This window comes from Aeromonas sp. R6-2 (assembly GCF_040908155.1).
Lineage (GTDB): Bacteria > Pseudomonadota > Gammaproteobacteria > Enterobacterales > Aeromonadaceae > Aeromonas > Aeromonas schubertii.
The window spans coordinates 52,795-72,357 of the sequence record NZ_JBFODE010000038.1 but is presented as its reverse complement, the minus strand read 5'-3'; the positions used below and the strand labels follow the sequence as shown (position 1 = coordinate 72,357).

Here is a 19,563-nt window from a genome sequence, read left to right as displayed (position 1 = left end):
GCAACCCCCTCGAGCAGTTGCTGGCCCTGCGCCGGCGCTACCTGCCGCACGAAGGGGACGACGCCGACAGCCTCGCCCGCGCCCTGTGGCTCGACAAAGCCGAGAGAGAACGCCTCGCCCATGCCGTGCGCGAGGGCATTGTGAACGCCTTTAACGGATAACGCCGATGGCCTGGATGGAAAAACTGATGATGCAGGTGGCCCTGGTTGACCAGGTGACCCGCCCCCTCGCCGGCATCCAGCGCCAGATGGATGAGGTGAGCCGGTCCGGCCGCCAGGGGTGGGCCAACATGGCCATGGGCGCCACCACGGTCGCCGCTGGTGGCATGGCGATCCAGACCGCGCTCGGTCCGGCCATCGAGCTGGACCGCGCCCTGGGTGAAGTGGCCTCGCTCGGGGTGGCCAAGGAGACCCTGGCGCAGCTCGGCCAGACCGCGCTGACCACCTCGGTCAACTATGGCCGCTCGGCGGTCGACATGGTGCGCGCCTCCTACGATATCCAATCGGCGATCGCCGGGCTGGAAGGGGGTGAGCTGCCCGCGTTTGCCCGCGCTTCCGACGTGCTGGCCATGGCGACCAAGGCCGACACCGCCACCATCACCAACTACATGGGTACCCTGTACGGCATCTTCGAGCAGCAGGCCAACGCCATGGGCAAGGCCAACTGGGTCGAAGACGTGGCCGGCAAAACCGCACAGGCCGTGCAGATGTTCAAGACCACCGGCCAGGGAATGGCCGATGCCTTCGGCGCGATCGGGGCCAACGCCACCGCCGCCGGAGTCTCGATGGATGAGCAGTTCGCCGTGCTCGGTCAGCTGCAAGCCACCATGAGCGGCGGCGAGGCGGGCACCAGGTTCAAGGCCTTCCTGGCCGGGGTCGGCAATGCCCAGAAGGCGCTCGGCCTGCAGTTCACCGACGCCGCCGGCAACATGATGCCGGTGCTGAACATCCTGGAGCAGCTCAAGAAGCGCTACGGCGAGACCCTGAGCGTCGCCGAGGGGGACGAGCTCAAGAAAGCCTTTGGCTCCGACGAGGCGGTGGCCATGGTCAAGCTGCTGATGACCAACACCAAGGCCCTGGCCGGCAACATCAACGCCCTGGCCAACACCCACGGCATGGGCAAGGCCGAGCAGATGGCGGCCAGCATGACCGACCAGTGGCAACGGGTGGAGCAGGCCTGGTTTGCCATCAGGGCGGCGGCCTTCTCCACCATCCTGCCCGCCATCAACGGCGTGGTCGGGGTGTTTGCCGACGGGGCCATGGTGGTGCTGCGCTGGACCCAGCTCTTCCCCAACCTCACCAAGGTGGTGAGCTATGCCCTGCTCGCCATCGTGGGACTGGGGATGGTCACCGGCACCTGGATGCTGATAGCCGGCATCGCCAAGATGGCCACCCTCGGCTGGGGCATCGCTCTTGGCGCCATCATGGTCCCCCTCAACCTGCTCAAGGCCGGCCTGATCACCTTCCGGGCCATCATGCTGGCGGTCAATATCGCCATGTACGCCAACCCTATCGGCCTCATCATCGCCGGCATCGTGCTGCTGATCGGCGCCGTGGCGGCGGCAATCTACTACTGGGACGATCTCAAGGCCGTGCTGGCTGACTGGGGCGTGTTCACTGCCATGGAGCAGGTGATCAACACCCTCGGCCAGGGGTGGGATGCCTTTCTCGGCGTGCTCGGTAACCTGAGCCCGTTCCAACTGCTCGGTGATGCGGTGCAGGGCCTGATCGATCTGCTCAACACCATCCCGGGGGTCAATATCGACCTGGGCGGGCGTCTGAGTATTGCTCCTCCCCCGGCAACGGTGACCGCCCCCATTGCGCGCTACCGGGAAGCGTCAACAACCCTCACCCCGCCGGGTGGGCTGGGCCAGCAACTGGTGCAGGCCAACGCCCGCGCCAGCGCCGCCAACCAAAAACCAGGCAAGAGCCTGCAAATTGGCGAGGTGCACCTGCACAGCCAGCAGCCCATGACCCCCGAGCAGATGGCCGAAAACGCCTGGCTGGAGACCCCCTGATGACCAAATACGTCGACATCCTGGTCGAGGGCGGGGCCTGGGTGCTGGATGCCGGCAGCCAGCCGCGCCTCACAGCCGATCGCCACAGCATCGGCCAAGACATCAAGCACCGGATCATGGAGTCGGGGCTGGCCCGCAAGCTTGTCGGCGAACGCAGTGCCACCCTGCGCGCCGATGTCATGACCGAGATTGAGCTGCTGATTGAAAACGATGAACGACTCATCCCGGGCACCATCGAGATCCGCGAAGAGGCTCCCGACCGGCTGCTGGTCACCGCTACCACCTATGAATTCGGACCTGTGGAGATAACCGCGTGAAGCAACGCCCAACCGTCGATTTTATGGCCCTGCTGGCGGCCAGTGGTGTCCCGACCACCGCCGAGGCCATGGAGAACGAGCTGAAAAAGGAGGTAGAGGCCGCCGGCTCCCTCATCTCCAACGACAGCGATGTGTCGCCGTTCTGGCGCCTGGTGCGCGCCGTGGTGATCACCCCGGCCCTCTGGCTCATCCGTACTCTGCTCGCTGGCCATGTCCTGCCCCAGGCCTTTACGGCGACAGCCACTGGCTACTATCTCGACCTCAAGGCCTGGGATGTGAACCTCAAGCGCAAGCTGGCGCAACCCACCCGAGGCGTGATCGAGTTCGTGAAGATCGACCCGATGGCCGATGTGGTGATCCCGCGTGATGTCTGGGTGACCACGGAGCGCATCAACGGGGTAGCGTACCGGGTTAAACCACTCCAGCAGGTTATCAGCCCCACCGGGGAGGCGGTTGCCAAGGTGGTCTGTGAGGCCGAGCATCCGGGGAAAGCCTGGAATCTGGCCCCCGGTTACTTCTGCCTGCTCTCGGAGCCGGTGACCGGCATTCTTGCGGCGCGCAACCCAACCGACTGGATCACCCAGCCGGGCGCTGACGATGAAGAGAACGACAGTCTGGCTCTGCGTATTCAGAACCAGTTCTCGGCGGTGGGGAACTATCACATTGATGCGGTATACCGGGGCATGCTGGCCAGTGTGGCCGGGGTTCGCCCGGATCACCTCTTCTTTGAGCACGATGCCCCCCGCGGCCCAGGCACCGCCAATGCGTATCTACTGATGGAAGTAGGCACGACCCCGCCCACCCTGTTGGCCCAATTGAACGACTATGTGGGCCGCCTGGGCAATCACGGCCATGGGGATGACCTCTTCGTGATGGCCTTGCCAGAAACCCGCCACACCCTGCACCTGTCGCTGTGGCTGGCGGCCAATCTGGAGCCGGAGGAGCGCCATGCCGCCGAGCACGCCATCAGGGATCGGATCCGGGCCGCCTTTCGAGAGTCGGACGCCTTCCCCTTAATGACCCGCACCTGGCCTCGCACCCGTTTTTCGATGTCTCGACTCATCGCCGAGCTGCACCAAGACGTGCCGCACCTGCGCAGCATGACCATCGCCGAGGCAGACATCGTCTCGGGTCTCACCATCCCCCGCCTGGACGCCATTGAGGTAACGCTCCATGAGTGATCCCCATGACCTGCAGGCCCCGATTCTGCCGGAGGCGAATGCTCCCTGGTGGGAGGATGGCCAGACCATCGCCGACGGGGTCAAGGAGCCGGCCTTTCTGGCACGCGGCATCATGGCCTTGTGGCGCAGGATCCGCCGCTGGTGCCTACTACCGCTCGAGGTGGTTGACCCGCTCACCTGCAGCCGGGAGCTGCTCGATCTGCTGGCTTGGGAGCGAGACATCCGCCGCTTTGATGGCGAGCCCCTCGAGCTCTACCGCCGCCGGGTGAAGTACGCCTTCATCAACGCCATGGACGCCGGCGAAGTGGCCGGTTTCAAGCGTATTTTCGAGCGTTTGGGCATCGGTTGGTGCGAGCTGCACGAACGCCAGGCGGGCGCCCCCTGGGACGTGATCACCATTGAGGTCACCGACAGCGCGATCGCCGGCAACCAGCAACTGATGGAAGCCCTGATCCGCCACTATGGCCGCACCTGCCGCCGCTATCGCTTCCAGGTGGTCTACCCACAGCGCGGCCAGCTTCAGCACGGCCGCATCGACATGACGCACCAGAGTCATGTTGCATCACTCAAGAGGACATCATGAGCCAGATCATTACCGACGCCTTTTCACGCTATTGGCAACAGTGTCTGACCGAGCAAACCCCGGTGCGGCTCGATGAGATGGTGCTGGCCAATATCCCGGGGCTGGATCCCGATGCCCCCATCAGCCCGGCCATCGACCTGCCACCGCCGGATCAGATCGTGCATCGCCACGCAGTCGATCAGCGCGGGCGCATCAACAACGACGCGGTGGCCTACTCCATTGTGATGGACACCACGATCGGCGATTTCAGCTTCAATGCCATCTACCTCATCAACCAGGCCTCCGGTCTGGTGGCCATGGCGGTGCATAAGGGCAGCGAAACCAAGCTCAAGACCGATGAGGCGACCGGCCAGACCGGTAACTCCCTGGTCAAATCGTTGTTGATGGAATATGACCGCGCCGCTGACGCATCGGCGACGCATGTTGATGCCAGTACCTGGCAAATTGACTTTGCCGCCCGCCTGCGCGGAATGGATGACGATCTGCGCCTGCAGGCCTTGCAGTTCTTCGGGCCGGCCGCCTTTTACGGCAACGGCTTTAACCTGGTCAACGATGCCGGTGTGTACAAGGTACAACCCGGGGTGGCCTATGTGGGTGGCTTGCGCGCCGAACTTGGAGACGTGCGCAAGGTAGACCCGAGCACCTCGGCCAAGCCGGTGGGGCTCTGGCTCGATATCTACCGGGCGGGCTCCCTGCTCGATGCCTGGGTGAATCACTTCACCCTGACCCTGAGCGTGCCTGACATGGTGGATTACCTGGACAGCAACGGCTATCAGCATCATGTGGCCAAGGTGGCCATCATCAACGCCGACGGCTCGGTGACCGATGTACGCCGCAAGCGCACCATCGAGCTGACCGGGGACGTGACCGGCAAGGGCATCCTGGAAGACGCCCAGGGGGTCAACATCTCGGTGGAGATCAAAGACGGCAGCCACCGTCACAAGTGGGGCGATCTGGATGAGGTGCCAGAACTTGCCCCCAAGCGCCACCGCCATACCTGGGAAAATCTGGACAATGTGCCGGCCGGTCTCGGTACCTATGCCGCTGCAGTTGGGAACGTGGCCACCGACCTTCGCGATAAAAGTGGCTTTTACAATGCGGTTGGGGCAGCCAACGCCATGCCCTTTGGTGCCCACACCTGGAAATATTACTGGAACATCGCGCACGCCAACGCAGGCGGCTACAACGGCATGATTGGTCTCGACTTTAGCGGGACCGAACTCGGCTTTGCTGCCGTCGAAAACGGTACGTTCAAGGGCTGGCGGCAGCTTTGGCACTCAGAGAGCACCCGCATTCAGACCAAGGGCAGCACCTGGCCGATGTTTGAGATGCACATCCCCGGCAAGCACGCCCGCGCCATGACGATGGGCGACGATGGTTCAATCCAGTGGTGGATCACAAATGGTGGGGGTGGATGGGTTCAAACGCTGGCACAACTCAACCCGGGCCGCTTCTCTCTGGAAGGTGCCCAGTGGGCCGCCAATAACTCCCATGCCTACGCAGACCAATGGGCCACAAAAGCGCCATTCCATGTCGACTTCGGAGCTGTAGCGGGCGGCTCGGATTATTACCCCATCGTCAGGGGCAAAAACCTGGTTGCTGGCCAGGGCTACACCACCCAGGTGGAACTGGGGATCCTTCGGCAGGGTGGGGCTTGGGGACATGGGATCCTGATGGTGCGGTCGGGTGAAAGTAGCGCCCATGGTCACCCATTAGCCACTTTCCAATTCACCTATACCGGTGAGCTCCACGTCCCTGGAGCACTTCACGCGGCAGGGGTTCACGACGCAGGGCAACGAGTCTACAGCCCCCACCGGGAGCCTAATTACACCCATGTTCACACTGCCGCCCAAGGCAACCAGGACATCGTTGCCGGAGGCTGGGGGCAAGTTGGCACCTATGTGTTTGCGCAAATACACCCCAGTCTCGTTGGTGACCTTGGCATTGGAGGGCTGATGGCAGGCTCCTCACTGCGCCCATGTGCCGTCGACTGGGATTGGGATGATCTGCAGGACATAGCACTCCCAGGAACATGGAAGTGCTTAGGCAGAGCCAAGCTAAATACAGCAGGCGAAACAGATTGGACGGGCAGCAAAACACTCTGGTTTAGGGTTGCATAGGAGAACACATGGATACCATCGAAGTTATCACTGCCGCCAACCCGCGCCACCTCGCTGGCGATGAGGATTCCATCACCCTGGATGTACGATTCAGCCACCTGGAGCAGGTCGTAGAGTTCACCGCCAGGCGGGACGATGCCGAGCGGCACGGGCGCGAGCTCTACAGCCGCGCCGTCTTTGGTGAGTTTGGCGATATCACCGTGATCTCCCCGCCTCCTCCAACCGAAGCGCAGCAACAGGCCCGCCTGAATGACGCACTTAAACGGGCGACGGCAGTCATGGCTCCGCTGGAAGATGCCGACACGCTGGGCATCATCAGCGAGAGCGAGAAAGCCCAACTCACAGCGTGGCGACATTACCGGGTAGCTCTCATGCGGCTGCCACAAAGCGAGGGATGGCCCAACCAGGTTACTTTGCCAGAGGCGCCGCAATGAACTGGCGCTACTCCCCGCTGACCCTGCCGGCCAGTCTCAACAGGATCAGTACGAACGCCAGCTCGGTGGCCACGGCCATTCCGAGCGAAAGCCATGCTGCCACCGATCGCCTGGGCGCCATCACAGGGCGAGCCGGTTACCGTCGCCACCCACTCAGCGAGCCAGCTTCCGCCTTGCAGGCCCTGCGCAGCGAACTGGATCAGTTGTTGGCCCATGGCCATCATCTGACCGTTACGCCCTTTATGCACAGGGTGGGGCAGCGCCAGGGCGAGCAGTGGACCCTCTCTGCCGAGCAGGCGGTCAACGTACTGGCCGCCAAACTTCGCGACGGCGCCGACCCACTCCGCCCACAGGGGGCCCTCTACGCGGTGGCCTGGTTGGTCGCAGGCAACAATGCCGCAGAGTTGGCCAGCGCACTGACTCCCCTTTGCCAGCTTCTCCCGCTGCCTGCTTGGTGCGCCCTGTTGCGCCGCTTGCAGGCCGACAACGACACCATGGCAACCCTGGCAGCCCCCGCGACGCCACTCTGGGCACCCAAAGAGCCTCTGACCTGGGATCCGCTCAGGCGTGGCCGCCGGTTGGTCGGGGCCCAACTGGCCCAGCTCGAGAGCCTGGCCGCCGATGCCTTATCTCCGATTGAGCGCCTGGCCGCGCTGGCGCAGCGACGAAGCGCACATCTAGACACCCTGGCCACACAACTCAAGGCACTGGCATCGCTGCAGGGGCAGCTGTGGCACTGGCACGGCCATGGTGATCCGGCCACACTGGCCAGCTCACTGGCCCAGTCAGCCCCACCGGGAGCCATGAGCATGACCACCGGCGCCCTGCTCCTCTCTCCCTCCCCACTCACCTTCTGGCAGGAGTTGACCCCATGAGCACCACCATGCTGACCCTGGACGGCGAGCCCGTCGTCATGCAGTCCCTGCGCATCACCGCATCGATGCAGTTTCAGGATAAGGACCAGAGCGGACAAACCAGCTCGACCAGTAGTGCGGAGCAGGGCGCTAAGGCCAAAGAGCTGGATGTGATGGGCCTTATCCCTTTCAAGGATGAGCGCAACCTGGCCCGCCTCTTTGAGCTGGCCGATGCCAAGGGGGATGGCGACCAGCGCCACATCTACCGGGTGGGATCACTGCTGGCCAAAACCATCAAGGTGCGCCAGGCAAAATTCACCGGGCGCATCACCGCCAGCGAACAGGAGGGACTGCTGGCCTGGCAGGTACAGTTCACCTTGCGCGAACACAACTCGGTACCGGAGAAAAAAGAGCAGCGTAAAAAACAGCCCGTGCCGAAAGTGGGACAGCACACCGACAACACGCGCGCCAGTTCTCCCGCCAACGGGCAGACCCAAACACCGACCGGCAGCCAGGACCTAAGCTGGTTCGAGCGTAACGTACTCAAACCCATGGATGAGGCGCTCGGATGAAGCTGACCACCCAGGCCGCCATCAGTGGCCAGCCCGTCCACCTGGTGAGCCATGATATGGTGCTCGATCTCTCGGCCGGTGGTCGTGCCGCCCTGGTGATTGGGGGCAGTGCCAAACCCAACCAGGTGGTGACTGTTGATCTCGGCTACAACGGCGATCTGCGCCGCTGGTTTGTGGGCTATGTCGAAACCACAGCGCCAGCGGACAGCGGCGCTACTCGCCTGATGGTGCGCGAGCTCGCCGGCCTGCTCGCCAAGCGTTTCCCGGTCAGCCAGCAGCACGCCACCCTGCGCGGCCTGCTCGACTGGTTGGCCAGCCAAAGCGGCCTTACCTTCCTGCTACCCGAGGGCACCGATTACACCGATAGCCCCATCCCCAACTTCACCAGTGCCGGCACCGGCTACCAGTTGCTGGAGAATGCCGGCCGCGCCTTTGCCGTGCCGGATTTCTGCTGGTACCAACAACCCGACGGCGCCATCTATGTGGGCAGCCATGCCCACAGCCGTTGGCACAATAGGGCGGTCACTCTGGATGCAAGCTGGTCATCCAAACAGACCGGCGACACCCTCACCCTCTCACCGGTGCCCTCTATCCGGCCCGGCGCCATGCTCAATGGCCAGCGGGTGACCCGGGTACGCCTGGCCGGCGATCAGATGAGCCTGACCCTGGCCAGCCAGGGTCAGCCGACCCAGAGCACCGAGCGGCGCAAACTCGAGCGAGAGTTCCCCGAATTGGCCGACAAGATGCACCTGCCCAAGTTCGGGCGAGTCGAGGCCATCAGCGACAGGGCCGCCGCTGGCCAACTCAATGACCCTTATCGCCCCCGCTATGCGGTGGACGTGCAACTCCTGGGCGAGGATGGCGAGCCAGACAACGCAGCCCCGCTCTATCGCGCCGTCCCGCTGCCCGTCATGTTCGGCGGAGCCGAGCAGGGGCTGCTGCAGTTCCCCAACGTGGGAAGCCTGGTCGAGCTGGGGTTTGCCTTCGGCCGCGCCGATCGCCCCTTCATTCGCACCATACTGGGCACCGAGTGGCCGCTACCCGATATTGCCCCAGGTGAACAGCTGCAGCAGCAGCGGGCCGAGGTACAGCTGCGCACCGACCAGGTGGGCAACCAGCACCGCCTCACTGACCGGGATCAGCACGATGAGGCCCACACCATGCGCAGGGTGGCCGATGCATACCAGGGCGAGTTTGGCAGCCATCGCCTGCAGGTGGGTCAGCACAGCATTGAGGCGGTGGACGGCATCAAGCAGGTAGAGGCCCTGGGCGCCATCGAGCTGCTGGCCGGGGATGACCTGGTTCTGGGCTGCCTTGGCAACATGAGCCAGACCACTGCCGGCGATCTGGTGGAGGTGGTGGGCCAACTGCGCCGGGCTGTTGCTGGCGAACTGCAGCACTTCGAGGCGCCCCGTTCGTGGATGGGGACGGAGGGGGTGAATATCTTCCGGCTACTGCTGCAGCTGATGAACGTGGTGGAGCAACTGGCCACTGCAACCTCAAGCCATACCCATGGCAGCGGGCCTGCCCCAGGAAACGGGGCCACCATGGCAGCCCAGGGGCAACAAGCCAAGCAGCTCGCCAGCCAACTCGCCCCCATCATCGAGTAACTCGCTACGAATGACGAAGGCCCCACGGTGTGGGGCCTTCTTGCATTGCTGCGGTGCACTTGCGCAGTGCCAGGGAAGCGCCGTTAGGCAGGCACACCGAGCCGCCGACGCATCATAAAGTGCTCACAGGTAAAGTGCACCTTCACCAGCTCCCTCCTGTAACAAAAGACACCACGGACGCCACGCACTCACGGAATCCGCGCTCTTCCGCTCCCGCCTGCGCGTTGCATCGGAAAAAATTTTGCAAAAGTGGATTACCGCAAAACCATATGGCCAGACCGCGCCAGATAAAGGATCTGCGGCTTAGCGAGGATCTGAAAGGATCGAAAGAAATTGCAGGGATTTGCAGTTTGGCGGAGGTCCGTCCAGCAACAATGGAAGAGTAAATATTTGATTTTATTAGGATGCCTCTGTTTTTCGTGAGAATTTGGATTGTCGAGGAGGATCTGCCGGATTGTGCAATTTTATAAAAATTTTATTTATTTCAGTTGGTTAGTGGTGTTGTGGGTGGATCTGAAAACTTCATTACAGATCACATAGGCACATCTAACCCTACAACACCTCTACCGCAATTTTATCTCTCTTGGCTCAGCAAAGCCGATAACTTGCGCCATTCATCAGCATACTCCTTTCTAAGGTAGCGCTGCCTAATGTTGGCCATTCCCTTTCTAACCAAACCAGCACTCTTCTCTTTAGCTATGAGCTCTTGGATATCACGCCACAAAGCTTCGCTCTCAAAACCAGACCAGATAGGAGGAACTGGTGAAAGAGCATTCGTATAACAAACAGGTGCAACCCATTCAAACAAAACAGACTCCACATGCTTCAGAGGAAAGTTTCTGGCAACTGAAGCGATATATTCGTAGTCTACTTCGTTATCAACGAAGATATCTGATAAGGCTTCGCATAAATCTTTATCTGTCAGTTGATCTGCCAACGGGTAAATTCCTCTATCTCATCATCAAGACTATCTACGACAGCAGAGCCCGCCACACCACCTGCAATGCTACCTAATAGAACCAGAGCAATTGCACAAAAAGGCGCTCCAGGACCACAAACCGAAGATACTGCTAAACCGGCTAACCACCCGCCGGCAACACCACCGCCTATCTGCATCCCCTGCTTTACCGCTTCTTTAGGTTTGTTATCTGCATTCAAGACTGCATGGGTAGCCAATGCAGCCGTTACGATAACTCCAACCTTGCCAAGAATCTTGAGACGCCGATTTGCAGTAGTGAACTTAGGGTTGTCACGGGCGGATGACTCAATGATCTCGTAATGAATCGCCCCTTTCTGCTGGGCTGACAGGCTCTTAAAATCTTTACCAAATTTCTTCTTTGCATACTTATCAAACAGTTGATCCAAAGAGGGCGGCGTTTTTTTATGACGTTCAGCCAATGCCAACCCTTGGGCTGAAGTGTACTTTCTATGTTCAGCCATGATCTGGTTCCGCATCTCGTAGCAAAACTCAGCGCCTTCTTTTACAGTTATTTTCTTCGCAGCAGCCAGTTGTTTGACTTCGGTAACTACCCGCTTAATGTTCGAGGTGTAACTGCTTCTGACATTCGCATCACTGATTGCATCAGTAGAGAATTTAATCGCAGCCCCTTCAAACGCGGCCAAGGCCTTGCTTAATACCGGGTCTTCAACTGGATGTTGCTGCTTTGCCGAGAAGTTACCGTCTATTTGAGCGTATGCCATACACCATTACCCGATGATTTTACCAAGTAGAACTTCCGTTAGACTCTGGCCAATTTGTTCACGCTCAAAGCTCTCAACTTCTAGCTTCACGCACGTAGCACCCGAGATCGACGAAAACATCACTTCATTCTGTTGATTAAACTGCCCTTGAACCACAGAACCATCGTCCAAGGTAGCCAGACACTTAACACCTGCGTAATCAAACATTGCAGGCATGGTGAAGCCAATCCATTTTGTGCTTGGAAACAGGGAAGTAATTGATGAGCTACCTTCTGGCCCAGAGTCACCGACCGTGACTGTGCCTCCCCCAATGATTACGCCTCCACAAGATATCCCTTTACCAGTGAAGGCAAGTGGTTTTCCATTCACAAAAACACTGCTTGAACCCGCAGCAATCTCTCTGGGATGAGGTGGATTATTTGGCTTGTCATGAGGTTCAAGGGGATCGCCAACTCTTGCCGCTGGCAGACCATCTATAAACACATCTGGAGAACCGGCGGTCACTTTTGTCGGTCGAAAGCCGTCATGATCTGTACCGATGTCGCCGACCTTTGCTGCGTTGCCCATCAATAAAACCCAAGTGAATCCAATGAGGGGGCTAACTTATGAACAATCTCGCCTCACGTCAATAGCAAGATATTGAAATTAGAATTCCCTCACAGACCTAGGCAAACTCCGTCAATAACTGACGAATCAAGTCAGACACCACCAACAGTGTTGGCCTAAGAGCATGACCCAACTGAACGGAGAAGACACTCACCGATGAGTGTAGTACTCGGGGTAGAACTAGCAGAGTTGCCAGAGTGCTCACATCTGGAAAGCGTGGTCACAATGTGGACACATGAAATATAAAATCCATATTTAACAGCATCTTACAAATACATCAATGGCAGCCTCGGCTGCCATTTTTTATGGTTTTTTTTCACCCCTTCAAGCGGTTGGGGCCAAAGGGCAGGCGCAGGCCAAAGAGTGACCCCAGCGTCGCCTTCCACTGATTGGGACGCCCCAGGATCTGCTTTTGCAGCCGGGTCTCCTCCTGCATCACCTCGGCATCCGACAGGGCCCAGGCCTTGTGATAGAGCTGCTTGATCCCGGCCAGCGCATCGGGCGACTTGGCAAGCAAGGTGCGGACAAACGCCTCGGCCTCTGCCCCCGGATCCTCGCATACCCGACTCACCAACCCCAGTTCACTCGCCTCGGGCGCCAGAAATTCACGGCCCGTCATCGCCAACTCCATGGCGCGATCGACTCCGACCAGTGTGCGCAGGGTAGCGGCACCACTCATGTCGGGGATGATGCCCCATTTTATCTCCATCACCGAGAAGCGGCACTCTGGAGTGGTGAAACGAAAATCGGCGCCGAGGGCAATCTGCAACCCGCCACCAAAGCAGACGCCACGCGTCACCGCGATGACCGGCACCGGCAAGGCTCGCCAGCCATAGGCTACCTCCTGGGCCAGGTTGGTCGCCGCATCGGCCTCCCGCTTGAGGATCTCGACCGCCGCCAGAGGGCTCTTGAGCATGGACTTCACATCGAGTCCGGCACAAAAGGCCCGCCCCTCCCCCTCCAGGATGACGGCGCGCAGCCCCTTCTCCTCCCGTAGACGCGCCAGCACGGTGGCGATCGCGTCAAACATGGGCCGGTCGAGGGCGTTAAGCTTGTCGGGACGACTCAAGGTCACCCGGGCTACCCCCTCCTCGATACGGCACCTTACCCGCTCGCTGGCCATCACACCCTCCTTGTTTGCTCCAGACAGGTCAGACCACATGTTAATCTCTTGTGAAGACCTTGAACAGATCTCGACCAAAGTCCAGTGGCCACCCCGCCGGCCCCCTGCCACACTGAGCGCTCATCCCCAAAAGGAGCCGGCATGAGCCAGCTATTTCACTTGAGCCGCCCCCCTTTCGACAGGCTCTCCAGTGCACAACAAGGGCGCCTGCAAGCGGCCTTGCAACTCATCTATGTGCGAGCCCATCAGGTGCTTCTGGAACCCGACAGCGAACCCGAGGGCGTCTTGGTCATCGTCAAGGGGAGCGTCGAGGAGCGCAGCCCGGATGGCCATACCCACTTCACCGACTATGGGGCGGACGACGCGTTCGACATCCGCGCCCAATTTGACGGGCGGGTGCGTCATCGCTTCACCGCCCTGGAGGAGTGCCTCTGCCTGCTCATTCCCCGCCCTCTCTTCCTCACCCTGTGTGAGGAGAGCCGCCACTTCGAGCGCTATTTTCGTGGCTCTCTCCTCGAGCGCCAGCAAGGGCTCGAGCGCCACGCCGAGCCTGGTCAGCAGAATCTCTCCGAGTTTCTGCTCACCCGTATCAGCGCCGATCAGTTGCAGCCTCCCCTCATCCTCACCCCTTCTCATACCCTGGCCGAGGCAACCCGAGCCATGGCCGAGGCTGGCAGTGACTGCCTGCTGTGGCGAGACGGGCAAGGCCCCTGGCAGCTGGCCACCCGCACAACCCTGCTCCACGCCCTGGTCCTGCAGGATCTCACCCCGGAGAGCCCACTGGGTCGTCTGCCGCCGCTCCCCATGCCTTTGGTCGCCCTGGCGGAGGGGGATTACCTCTTCGATGCACTGATCCAGATGACCCGGCTGCGGGTCAAACGGGTGGTGATCACCCGGGGAGAAACGATCCTCGGCACCCTCCACCTGAGCCGGGTGCTCGGCCTCTTTTCGACCCACTCCCATGTGCTGACCCTGCGCATCCACCGCGCCGGCTGTGAACAGGCGTTGGAGGAGGTGGCCCGCGAGCAGGGTCGCCTGGCCGCCAACCTGTTTGCCCAGGGCATTCACACCGCCTTCCTGCTGCGCCTGATGTCGGCGGTCAACGAGCAGCTTATCGCCAAGGCCTTCGAGCTGACCCTGCCTGCCCACCTGCACCCTCACCTCTGTTTGCTGGCGCTGGGATCCGAGGGGCGCGGTGAGCAGGTGCAAAAGACCGATCAGGACAACGCACTGATCCTCACCGAAGCACTGGCGTGGCCGGATCGCGAGGCCGATCTGGCCCGCTTCAATGCCTTGCTGGTGAAACTGGGCTACCCCCTCTGCCCGGGTCATGTGATGGTCACCAACCCCGATTGGGTCAAGACGCCACATCAGTGGCAGCAGGCCATCGACCACGCCCTGATCCGCGCCGATGAGCGGGATCTGCTCTGGCTCTCGACCCTGGCCGATGCCCACCCAGTGGCCGGTAACCCGGCACTCCTGCCTCCCATCGCCACCTACCTGCGTGAGTCGCTTGCCGAGCGCACCGACATCCTCGCCGAGATGGCCCGCGCCGCCGTGGCTTTCCATACGCCGCTCACCCTGTTTGGCCGCCTCGAGCGCGAACCTGAGGGGCTCGATATCAAGCGAGGTGGCCTCTTCGCCCTGGTCCACGGTTGCCGCCTGCTGGCCCTGGAGGCCGGGATCGCAGCGACCTCGACCCTCGAGCGAATAGAGGCACTGATCGATTCCGGCCGCCTGAGCCGGGAATATGGGAGCAATCTGGGTGAGGCCTTTCGCCTCCTCATGAGACTGCGCCTGCGCAGCCAGCTCGAGCGGGGGGAGAGCAGAGTGGCGGTGGAGAGCCTCACCAGTGCCGAGCGGGATCTGCTGCGCCACAGCCTGCACCTGGTCAAGAAGTTTCAGCAGTGGCTCGCCCTGCACTTTCGGGTGCGCCAGTGATGTTGATGAGCCTTCGCCGCCGCTGGTTGGGACGCACCTTTACAGGAGGGCCCTTCGCCCCCCTGTTTGAGCCGCCCCCTGTCGACGAGTGGGTTGCCCTGGATCTGGAAACCACCAGCCTGGATCCGACCAAGGCCGAGATAGTGGCCATAGGGGCGGTGCGTATCCGGCGCGATCGTCTGCTGCTGGGCGAGGCGCTCTCGCTGAAGATTCGTCCCCCGACCAGCCTGGACGGGAGCTCCATCGTGATCCACGGCCTGCGCCATCAGGATCTGGTCGATGGCCTCCCGCTCGAAGAGGCACTGGGCCGGCTGCTCGCCTTTATCGGCTCCTCCCCCCTGGTGGGCTATCACATCGACTACGACTTTCGTATCCTCTCACGTCACTGTCACCGGCTCTGGGGCCTGACGCTGCCCCACCAGACCACAGAGGTGAGCCGACTCTACTACGATGCGGTCAGCCGCCACCTGCCTGGCAGCCACCTGGACCTGCGCCTGTCGACGCTCTGTCGGCACCTCGACCTGCCACGCCTCGAGGCCCATGACGCCCTCAATGATGCCCTCACCGCCGCCCTGCTCTTCCTGCGCCTGCGCCTCGGCCCCGCCCCGGATTATCCCAAAGTCTAATTGTGGGAACAGCCCGTTGAATTCACATTCTGATAACAAGTGCGGCGTTCGCCGGACTGGTGCACAGACAATATGGAGAACAGGGAAATGGATGAACAACTCTACCAGCGCATCCAGCAGGATCCGCACTTCAAGCTCCTGGTGAGCCGCCGCCAGCGCTTCGCCTGGCTGCTCTCTGCCATCATGCTCGGCCTCTATCTGGCCTTCATTCTGCTTATCGCCTTCGCCCCCTCCTGGCTGGGCACTCCCCTCTCGGAAGGCTCGACCATCACCCGCGGCATCCCGGTCGGGATCGGCCTCATCCTGTCGGCCTTTGTGCTGACCGGCATCTATGTGGTGAAGGCCAACGGCGAGTTCGACGAGTTGAACCAGAAAGTTCTCAAGGGAGCACAGCAATGAAGCGTCACCTGATCCTGCTGGCGGGCCTGCTGGCCTCCCCCACCCTGTTCGCCGCCGGCGCCATCGAGGGAGAGGTCCAGCGCCAGCCCCTCAATCTGGCTGCCATCGTCATGTTCCTCGCCTTCGTGGCCGGTACCCTGATGATTACCTGGTGGGCCGCCAAGCGTAACCGCTCCGCCGCCGACTATTACGCCGCCGGCGGGCGCATCACCGGCTTTCAAAATGGCCTGGCCATCGCCGGCGACTATATGTCCGCCGCCTCCTTCCTCGGCATCTCGGCCCTAGTCTACACCTCGGGCTATGACGGCCTCATCTACTCCATCGGCTTTCTGGTCGGCTGGCCCATCATCCTGTTCCTGATTGCAGAGCGGCTTCGCAACCTCGGCAAGTACACCTTCGCCGACGTCGCCTCCTACCGCCTCAAACAGACCGAGGTGCGCACCCTCTCCGCCAGCGGCTCTCTGGTGGTGGTGGCCCTCTACCTCATCGCCCAGATGGTCGGCGCCGGCAAGCTTATCGAGCTCCTGTTTGGCCTGAGCTACCATGTGGCCGTGGTGCTGGTCGGCATCCTGATGGTGCTCTACGTGCTGTTTGGCGGCATGCTGGCCACCACCTGGGTGCAGATCATCAAGGCGGTGCTGCTGCTCTCGGGTGCCAGCTTCATGGCTCTGATGGTGATGAAATCGGTCAACTATGACGTCAGCGCCCTGTTCTCCGAGGCGGTCAAGGTGCACGCCAACGGTACCGCCATCATGAGCCCGGGCGGTCTGGTCTCCGACCCCATCAGTGCCATCTCCCTCGGCCTTGCCCTGATGTTCGGTACCGCCGGCCTGCCCCATATCCTGATGCGCTTTTTCACCGTGGGTGATGCCAAAGAGGCCCGCAAGTCGGTCTTCTACGCCACCGGCTTCATCGGCTACTTCTACATCCTCACCTTTATCATCGGCTTTGGCGCCATCCTGCTGGTGAGCACCAACCCGACCTTCAAGGATGCGGCCGGTGCCCTGATAGGCGGCAATAACATGGCCGCGGTCCACCTGGCCGATGCGGTGGGGGGCAGCCTGTTCCTCGGCTTTATCTCTGCCGTCGCCTTCGCCACCATCCTCGCCGTGGTGGCCGGTCTGACCCTGGCCGGTGCCTCCGCCGTCTCCCACGACCTCTATGCCAGCGTCTTGATGAAGGGCAAGGCCAACGAGCAAGATGAGCTGCGCATCTCCAAGATGACCACGCTCGTCCTGGGTCTGGTCGCCATGGGTCTGGGCATCCTGTTTGAGAAGCAGAACATCGCCTTCATGGTGGGGCTGGCCTTCTCCATCGCCGCCAGCTGCAACTTCCCGGTGCTGTTCCTCTCCATGTTCTGGTCACGCCTGACCACCCGCGGTGCCGTCTACGGCGGCTGGCTGGGGCTGGGCTCCGCCGTCACCCTGATGGTGCTGGGCCCAACCGTGTGGGTGAAGGTGTTGGGCCACGCCCAGGCTATCTTCCCCTACGAGTATCCGGCGCTGTTCTCCATGGCCATTGCCTTCGCCGGGATCTGGTTCTTCTCGGTCACCGACAAGTCGAGCAATGCCGCCGAGGAGCACGCCAAGTTCTTCCCGCAATTTGTGCGCTCCCAGACCGGTATCGGCGCCGCCAAGGCCGCCTCCCACTGAGTTTCACCACCGCATGCCAACGCCGGCTCCGTGCCGGCGTTTTTTTATGGACAATGCAAGGAGGTCGCTCACAAATTGGCTAAAAAACGGCGCCCGTTTGTGGCATAATCTGGCCCCTTTGCAATTAACCGGGACATCCAAGTGCTTTCCTGCAACAACATCACCATGCAGTTCGGCGCCAAGCCGCTGTTCGAGAACATCAGCATCAAGTTTGGCGAAGGCAACCGTTACGGCCTCATCGGTGCCAACGGCTGTGGCAAGTCCACCTTCATGAAGATCCTCGGCGGCGATCTCGAGCCCTCCGGCGGCAACGTCAGCCTGGATGTCAACGAGCGGATCGGTAAGCTGCGCCAGGACCAGTTCGCCTATGAAGAGATGCGCGTGCTGGACGTGGTCATGATGGGCCATGCCGAGTTGTGGGCGGCCATCGCCGAGCGCGATGCCATCTATGCCAACCTCGAGGCCACCGACGACGACTATATGCGTGCCGCGGAGCTCGAGGGCAAGGTCGCCGAGTACGACGGCTACACCGCCGAAGCCCGTGCCGGCGAGCTGCTGCTTGGCGCCGGTATCCCCCTCGAGCAACACAACGGCCCCATGAGTGCCGTCGCTCCCGGTTGGAAACTGCGGGTGCTGCTGGCCCAGGCCCTCTTCTCCAGCCCCGATATCCTGCTGCTCGACGAACCGACCAACAACCTGGACATCAACACCATCCGCTGGCTGGAAGAGGTGCTCAACGATCGTGACTGCACCATGATCATCATCTCCCACGACCGTCACTTCCTGAACATGGTCTGCACCCACATGGCGGATCTGGATTACGGTGAGCTGCGCGTCTACCCCGGCAACTACGACGACTACATGCTGGCCGCCACCCAGGCCCGTGAGCGCCTGCTGGCCGACAACGCCAAGAAGAAGGCCCAGATCGCCGATCTGCAGTCGTTCGTGTCACGCTTTAGCGCCAACGCCTCCAAATCCCGTCAGGCCACCTCGCGCCTCAAGCAGATCGACAAGATCAAGATTGAAGAGGTCAAGGCATCCAGCCGCCAGAACCCCTTCATTCGCTTCGATCAGGACAAGCAGCTCTACCGCAACATCCTCGAGATGGAGGGAGTCTCCAAGGGCTACGGCGACGGCCCCCTGTTCAAGGGCCTCAGTATGCTGCTGGAAGTGGGCGAGAAGGTTGCCATCCTGGGAACCAACGGTATCGGTAAGTCGACCCTGATCAAGACGCTGGTGGGTGAGTTCGCGCCCGACACTGGCTCCATCAAGTGGTCCGAAAACGCCCAGATCGGCTACTACGCTCAGGACCATGCCGAGGACTTCGACACCGACCTCAGCGTGTTCGACTGGATGGCCCAGTGGAAAAAGGAAGGGGATGACGAGCAGGCCGTGCGCTCTGTGCTCGGTCGCCTGCTCTTCTCCCAGGATGACATCAGAAAGCCGGTCAAGGTGCTTTCCGGTGGCGAGCAGGGCCGTATGATCTTCGGCAAGCTCATCATGCAACGCCCCAACATCCTCATCATGGATGAGCCGACCAACCACCTGGACATGGAATCTATCGAATCCTTGAACCTGGCACTGGAGATGTACAAGGGCACCCTGATCTTCGTCTCCCACGACCGGGAATTCGTCTCGTCGCTCGCGACCCGCATTCTGGAACTGACCGAAAACGGCATCCGCGACTTTAGCGGCAGCTACGACGACTACCTGCGCAGTCAGGGCATCGTCTAAGGCTCGCAGTAATACCAAAGCCCTGCACTAGCAGGGCTTTTTCTTGCCGGCTATCCCGGGCTGATTTTGGACAATAAAAAAGGAGGCCAAGGG

The 19,563-nt window shown here is 61.3% G+C and carries 19 protein-coding genes; 15 read left to right on the top strand and 4 right to left on the bottom strand.

Annotation, left to right across the window (positions count from 1 at the left end; all coding sequences use genetic code 11):
• Positions 1–17: 17 nt before the first annotated feature.
• The 10 genes from AB5Y48_RS10130 to AB5Y48_RS10085 are packed head-to-tail and all read left to right on the top strand — an operon-like array spanning position 18 to position 9,688.
• Positions 18–161: a hypothetical protein gene (locus AB5Y48_RS10130; RefSeq protein WP_168929930.1), complete on the top strand. Its 144-nt coding sequence runs from the start codon at positions 18–20 to the stop codon at positions 159–161.
• Between the two features lie 5 nt (positions 162–166).
• The gene (locus AB5Y48_RS10125; RefSeq protein ID WP_368164322.1) at positions 167–2,017 is read left to right on the top strand and encodes a phage tail tape measure protein; all 1,851 of its coding nucleotides are present in this window, start codon (positions 167–169) and stop codon (positions 2,015–2,017) included.
• A complete protein-coding gene (locus AB5Y48_RS10120) occupies positions 2,017–2,334 on the top strand; it encodes a DUF2590 family protein (RefSeq protein ID WP_368164321.1) in 318 nt (105 codons plus the stop codon). Before AB5Y48_RS10125 ends, AB5Y48_RS10120 begins: the two co-directional genes overlap by 1 nt.
• Positions 2,331–3,515, top strand: coding sequence for a baseplate J/gp47 family protein (locus AB5Y48_RS10115; RefSeq protein ID WP_368164320.1), 1,185 nt, complete (start codon positions 2,331–2,333; stop codon positions 3,513–3,515). Before AB5Y48_RS10120 ends, AB5Y48_RS10115 begins: the two co-directional genes overlap by 4 nt.
• Positions 3,508–4,098 carry a phage tail protein gene (locus AB5Y48_RS10110; RefSeq protein WP_368164319.1) on the top strand — a complete coding sequence of 197 codons (591 nt, stop codon included), beginning with the start codon at positions 3,508–3,510 and terminating at the stop codon, positions 4,096–4,098. Before AB5Y48_RS10115 ends, AB5Y48_RS10110 begins: the two co-directional genes overlap by 8 nt.
• Positions 4,095–6,218, top strand: coding sequence for a phage tail protein (locus AB5Y48_RS10105; protein WP_368164318.1), 2,124 nt, complete (start codon positions 4,095–4,097; stop codon positions 6,216–6,218). Before AB5Y48_RS10110 ends, AB5Y48_RS10105 begins: the two co-directional genes overlap by 4 nt.
• 8 nt (positions 6,219–6,226) lie before the next feature.
• Positions 6,227–6,652, top strand: a complete 426-nt coding sequence (locus AB5Y48_RS10100; RefSeq protein WP_368164317.1) for a tail fiber assembly protein — start codon at positions 6,227–6,229, stop codon at positions 6,650–6,652.
• Positions 6,649–7,527: a hypothetical protein gene (locus AB5Y48_RS10095; RefSeq protein ID WP_368164316.1), complete on the top strand. Its 879-nt coding sequence runs from the start codon at positions 6,649–6,651 to the stop codon at positions 7,525–7,527. The genes AB5Y48_RS10100 and AB5Y48_RS10095 overlap by 4 nt, the downstream gene beginning before the upstream one ends.
• Positions 7,524–8,078, top strand: a complete 555-nt coding sequence (locus AB5Y48_RS10090; RefSeq protein ID WP_368164315.1) for a hypothetical protein — start codon at positions 7,524–7,526, stop codon at positions 8,076–8,078. The genes AB5Y48_RS10095 and AB5Y48_RS10090 overlap by 4 nt, the downstream gene beginning before the upstream one ends.
• The gene (locus AB5Y48_RS10085; RefSeq protein ID WP_368164314.1) at positions 8,075–9,688 is read left to right on the top strand and encodes a hypothetical protein; all 1,614 of its coding nucleotides are present in this window, start codon (positions 8,075–8,077) and stop codon (positions 9,686–9,688) included. Before AB5Y48_RS10090 ends, AB5Y48_RS10085 begins: the two co-directional genes overlap by 4 nt.
• 574 nt (positions 9,689–10,262) lie before the next feature.
• On the opposite strand, the gene AB5Y48_RS10080 is transcribed toward AB5Y48_RS10085, so the two are convergent.
• From AB5Y48_RS10080 to AB5Y48_RS10065, 4 genes are all read right to left on the bottom strand, one after another.
• The gene (locus tag AB5Y48_RS10080; protein ID WP_368164313.1) at positions 10,263–10,625 is read right to left on the bottom strand and encodes a hypothetical protein; all 363 of its coding nucleotides are present in this window, start codon (positions 10,623–10,625) and stop codon (positions 10,263–10,265) included.
• Positions 10,610–11,389, bottom strand: a complete 780-nt coding sequence (locus tag AB5Y48_RS10075; RefSeq protein WP_368164312.1) for a hypothetical protein — start codon at positions 11,387–11,389, stop codon at positions 10,610–10,612. Before AB5Y48_RS10075 ends, AB5Y48_RS10080 begins: the two co-directional genes overlap by 16 nt.
• A gap of 6 nt (positions 11,390–11,395) precedes the next feature.
• Entirely contained in the window at positions 11,396–11,956 is a 561-nt protein-coding gene (locus AB5Y48_RS10070) for a type VI secretion system PAAR protein (protein WP_368164311.1), read from the bottom strand.
• 355 nt (positions 11,957–12,311) lie between these two features.
• Positions 12,312–13,118, bottom strand: a complete 807-nt coding sequence (locus AB5Y48_RS10065; RefSeq protein ID WP_060586858.1) for a crotonase/enoyl-CoA hydratase family protein — start codon at positions 13,116–13,118, stop codon at positions 12,312–12,314.
• A 141-nt stretch (positions 13,119–13,259) separates the two neighbouring features.
• Here AB5Y48_RS10065 and AB5Y48_RS10060 point away from each other — a divergent pair, with 141 nt between their 5' ends.
• The 5 genes from AB5Y48_RS10060 to AB5Y48_RS10040 all read left to right on the top strand — a co-directional run bounded on the left by AB5Y48_RS10060 (position 13,260) and on the right by AB5Y48_RS10040 (position 19,470).
• The gene (locus AB5Y48_RS10060) at positions 13,260–15,059 is read left to right on the top strand and encodes a putative nucleotidyltransferase substrate binding domain-containing protein (RefSeq protein ID WP_368164310.1); all 1,800 of its coding nucleotides are present in this window, start codon (positions 13,260–13,262) and stop codon (positions 15,057–15,059) included.
• Positions 15,059–15,685: a 3'-5' exonuclease gene (locus AB5Y48_RS10055; protein WP_368164309.1), complete on the top strand. Its 627-nt coding sequence runs from the start codon at positions 15,059–15,061 to the stop codon at positions 15,683–15,685. The genes AB5Y48_RS10060 and AB5Y48_RS10055 overlap by 1 nt, the downstream gene beginning before the upstream one ends.
• 87 nt (positions 15,686–15,772) lie before the next feature.
• A complete protein-coding gene (locus AB5Y48_RS10050) occupies positions 15,773–16,084 on the top strand; it encodes a DUF485 domain-containing protein (protein ID WP_060586861.1) in 312 nt (103 codons plus the stop codon).
• Positions 16,081–17,736 (top strand): cation acetate symporter, encoded by a 1,656-nt coding sequence (locus AB5Y48_RS10045; protein WP_368164308.1) that lies wholly within the window; start codon positions 16,081–16,083, stop codon positions 17,734–17,736. Before AB5Y48_RS10050 ends, AB5Y48_RS10045 begins: the two co-directional genes overlap by 4 nt.
• A 141-nt stretch (positions 17,737–17,877) precedes the next feature.
• A complete protein-coding gene (locus AB5Y48_RS10040) occupies positions 17,878–19,470 on the top strand; it encodes an ABC-F family ATPase (protein WP_050667645.1) in 1,593 nt (530 codons plus the stop codon).
• Positions 19,471–19,563: the final 93 nt, after the last annotated feature.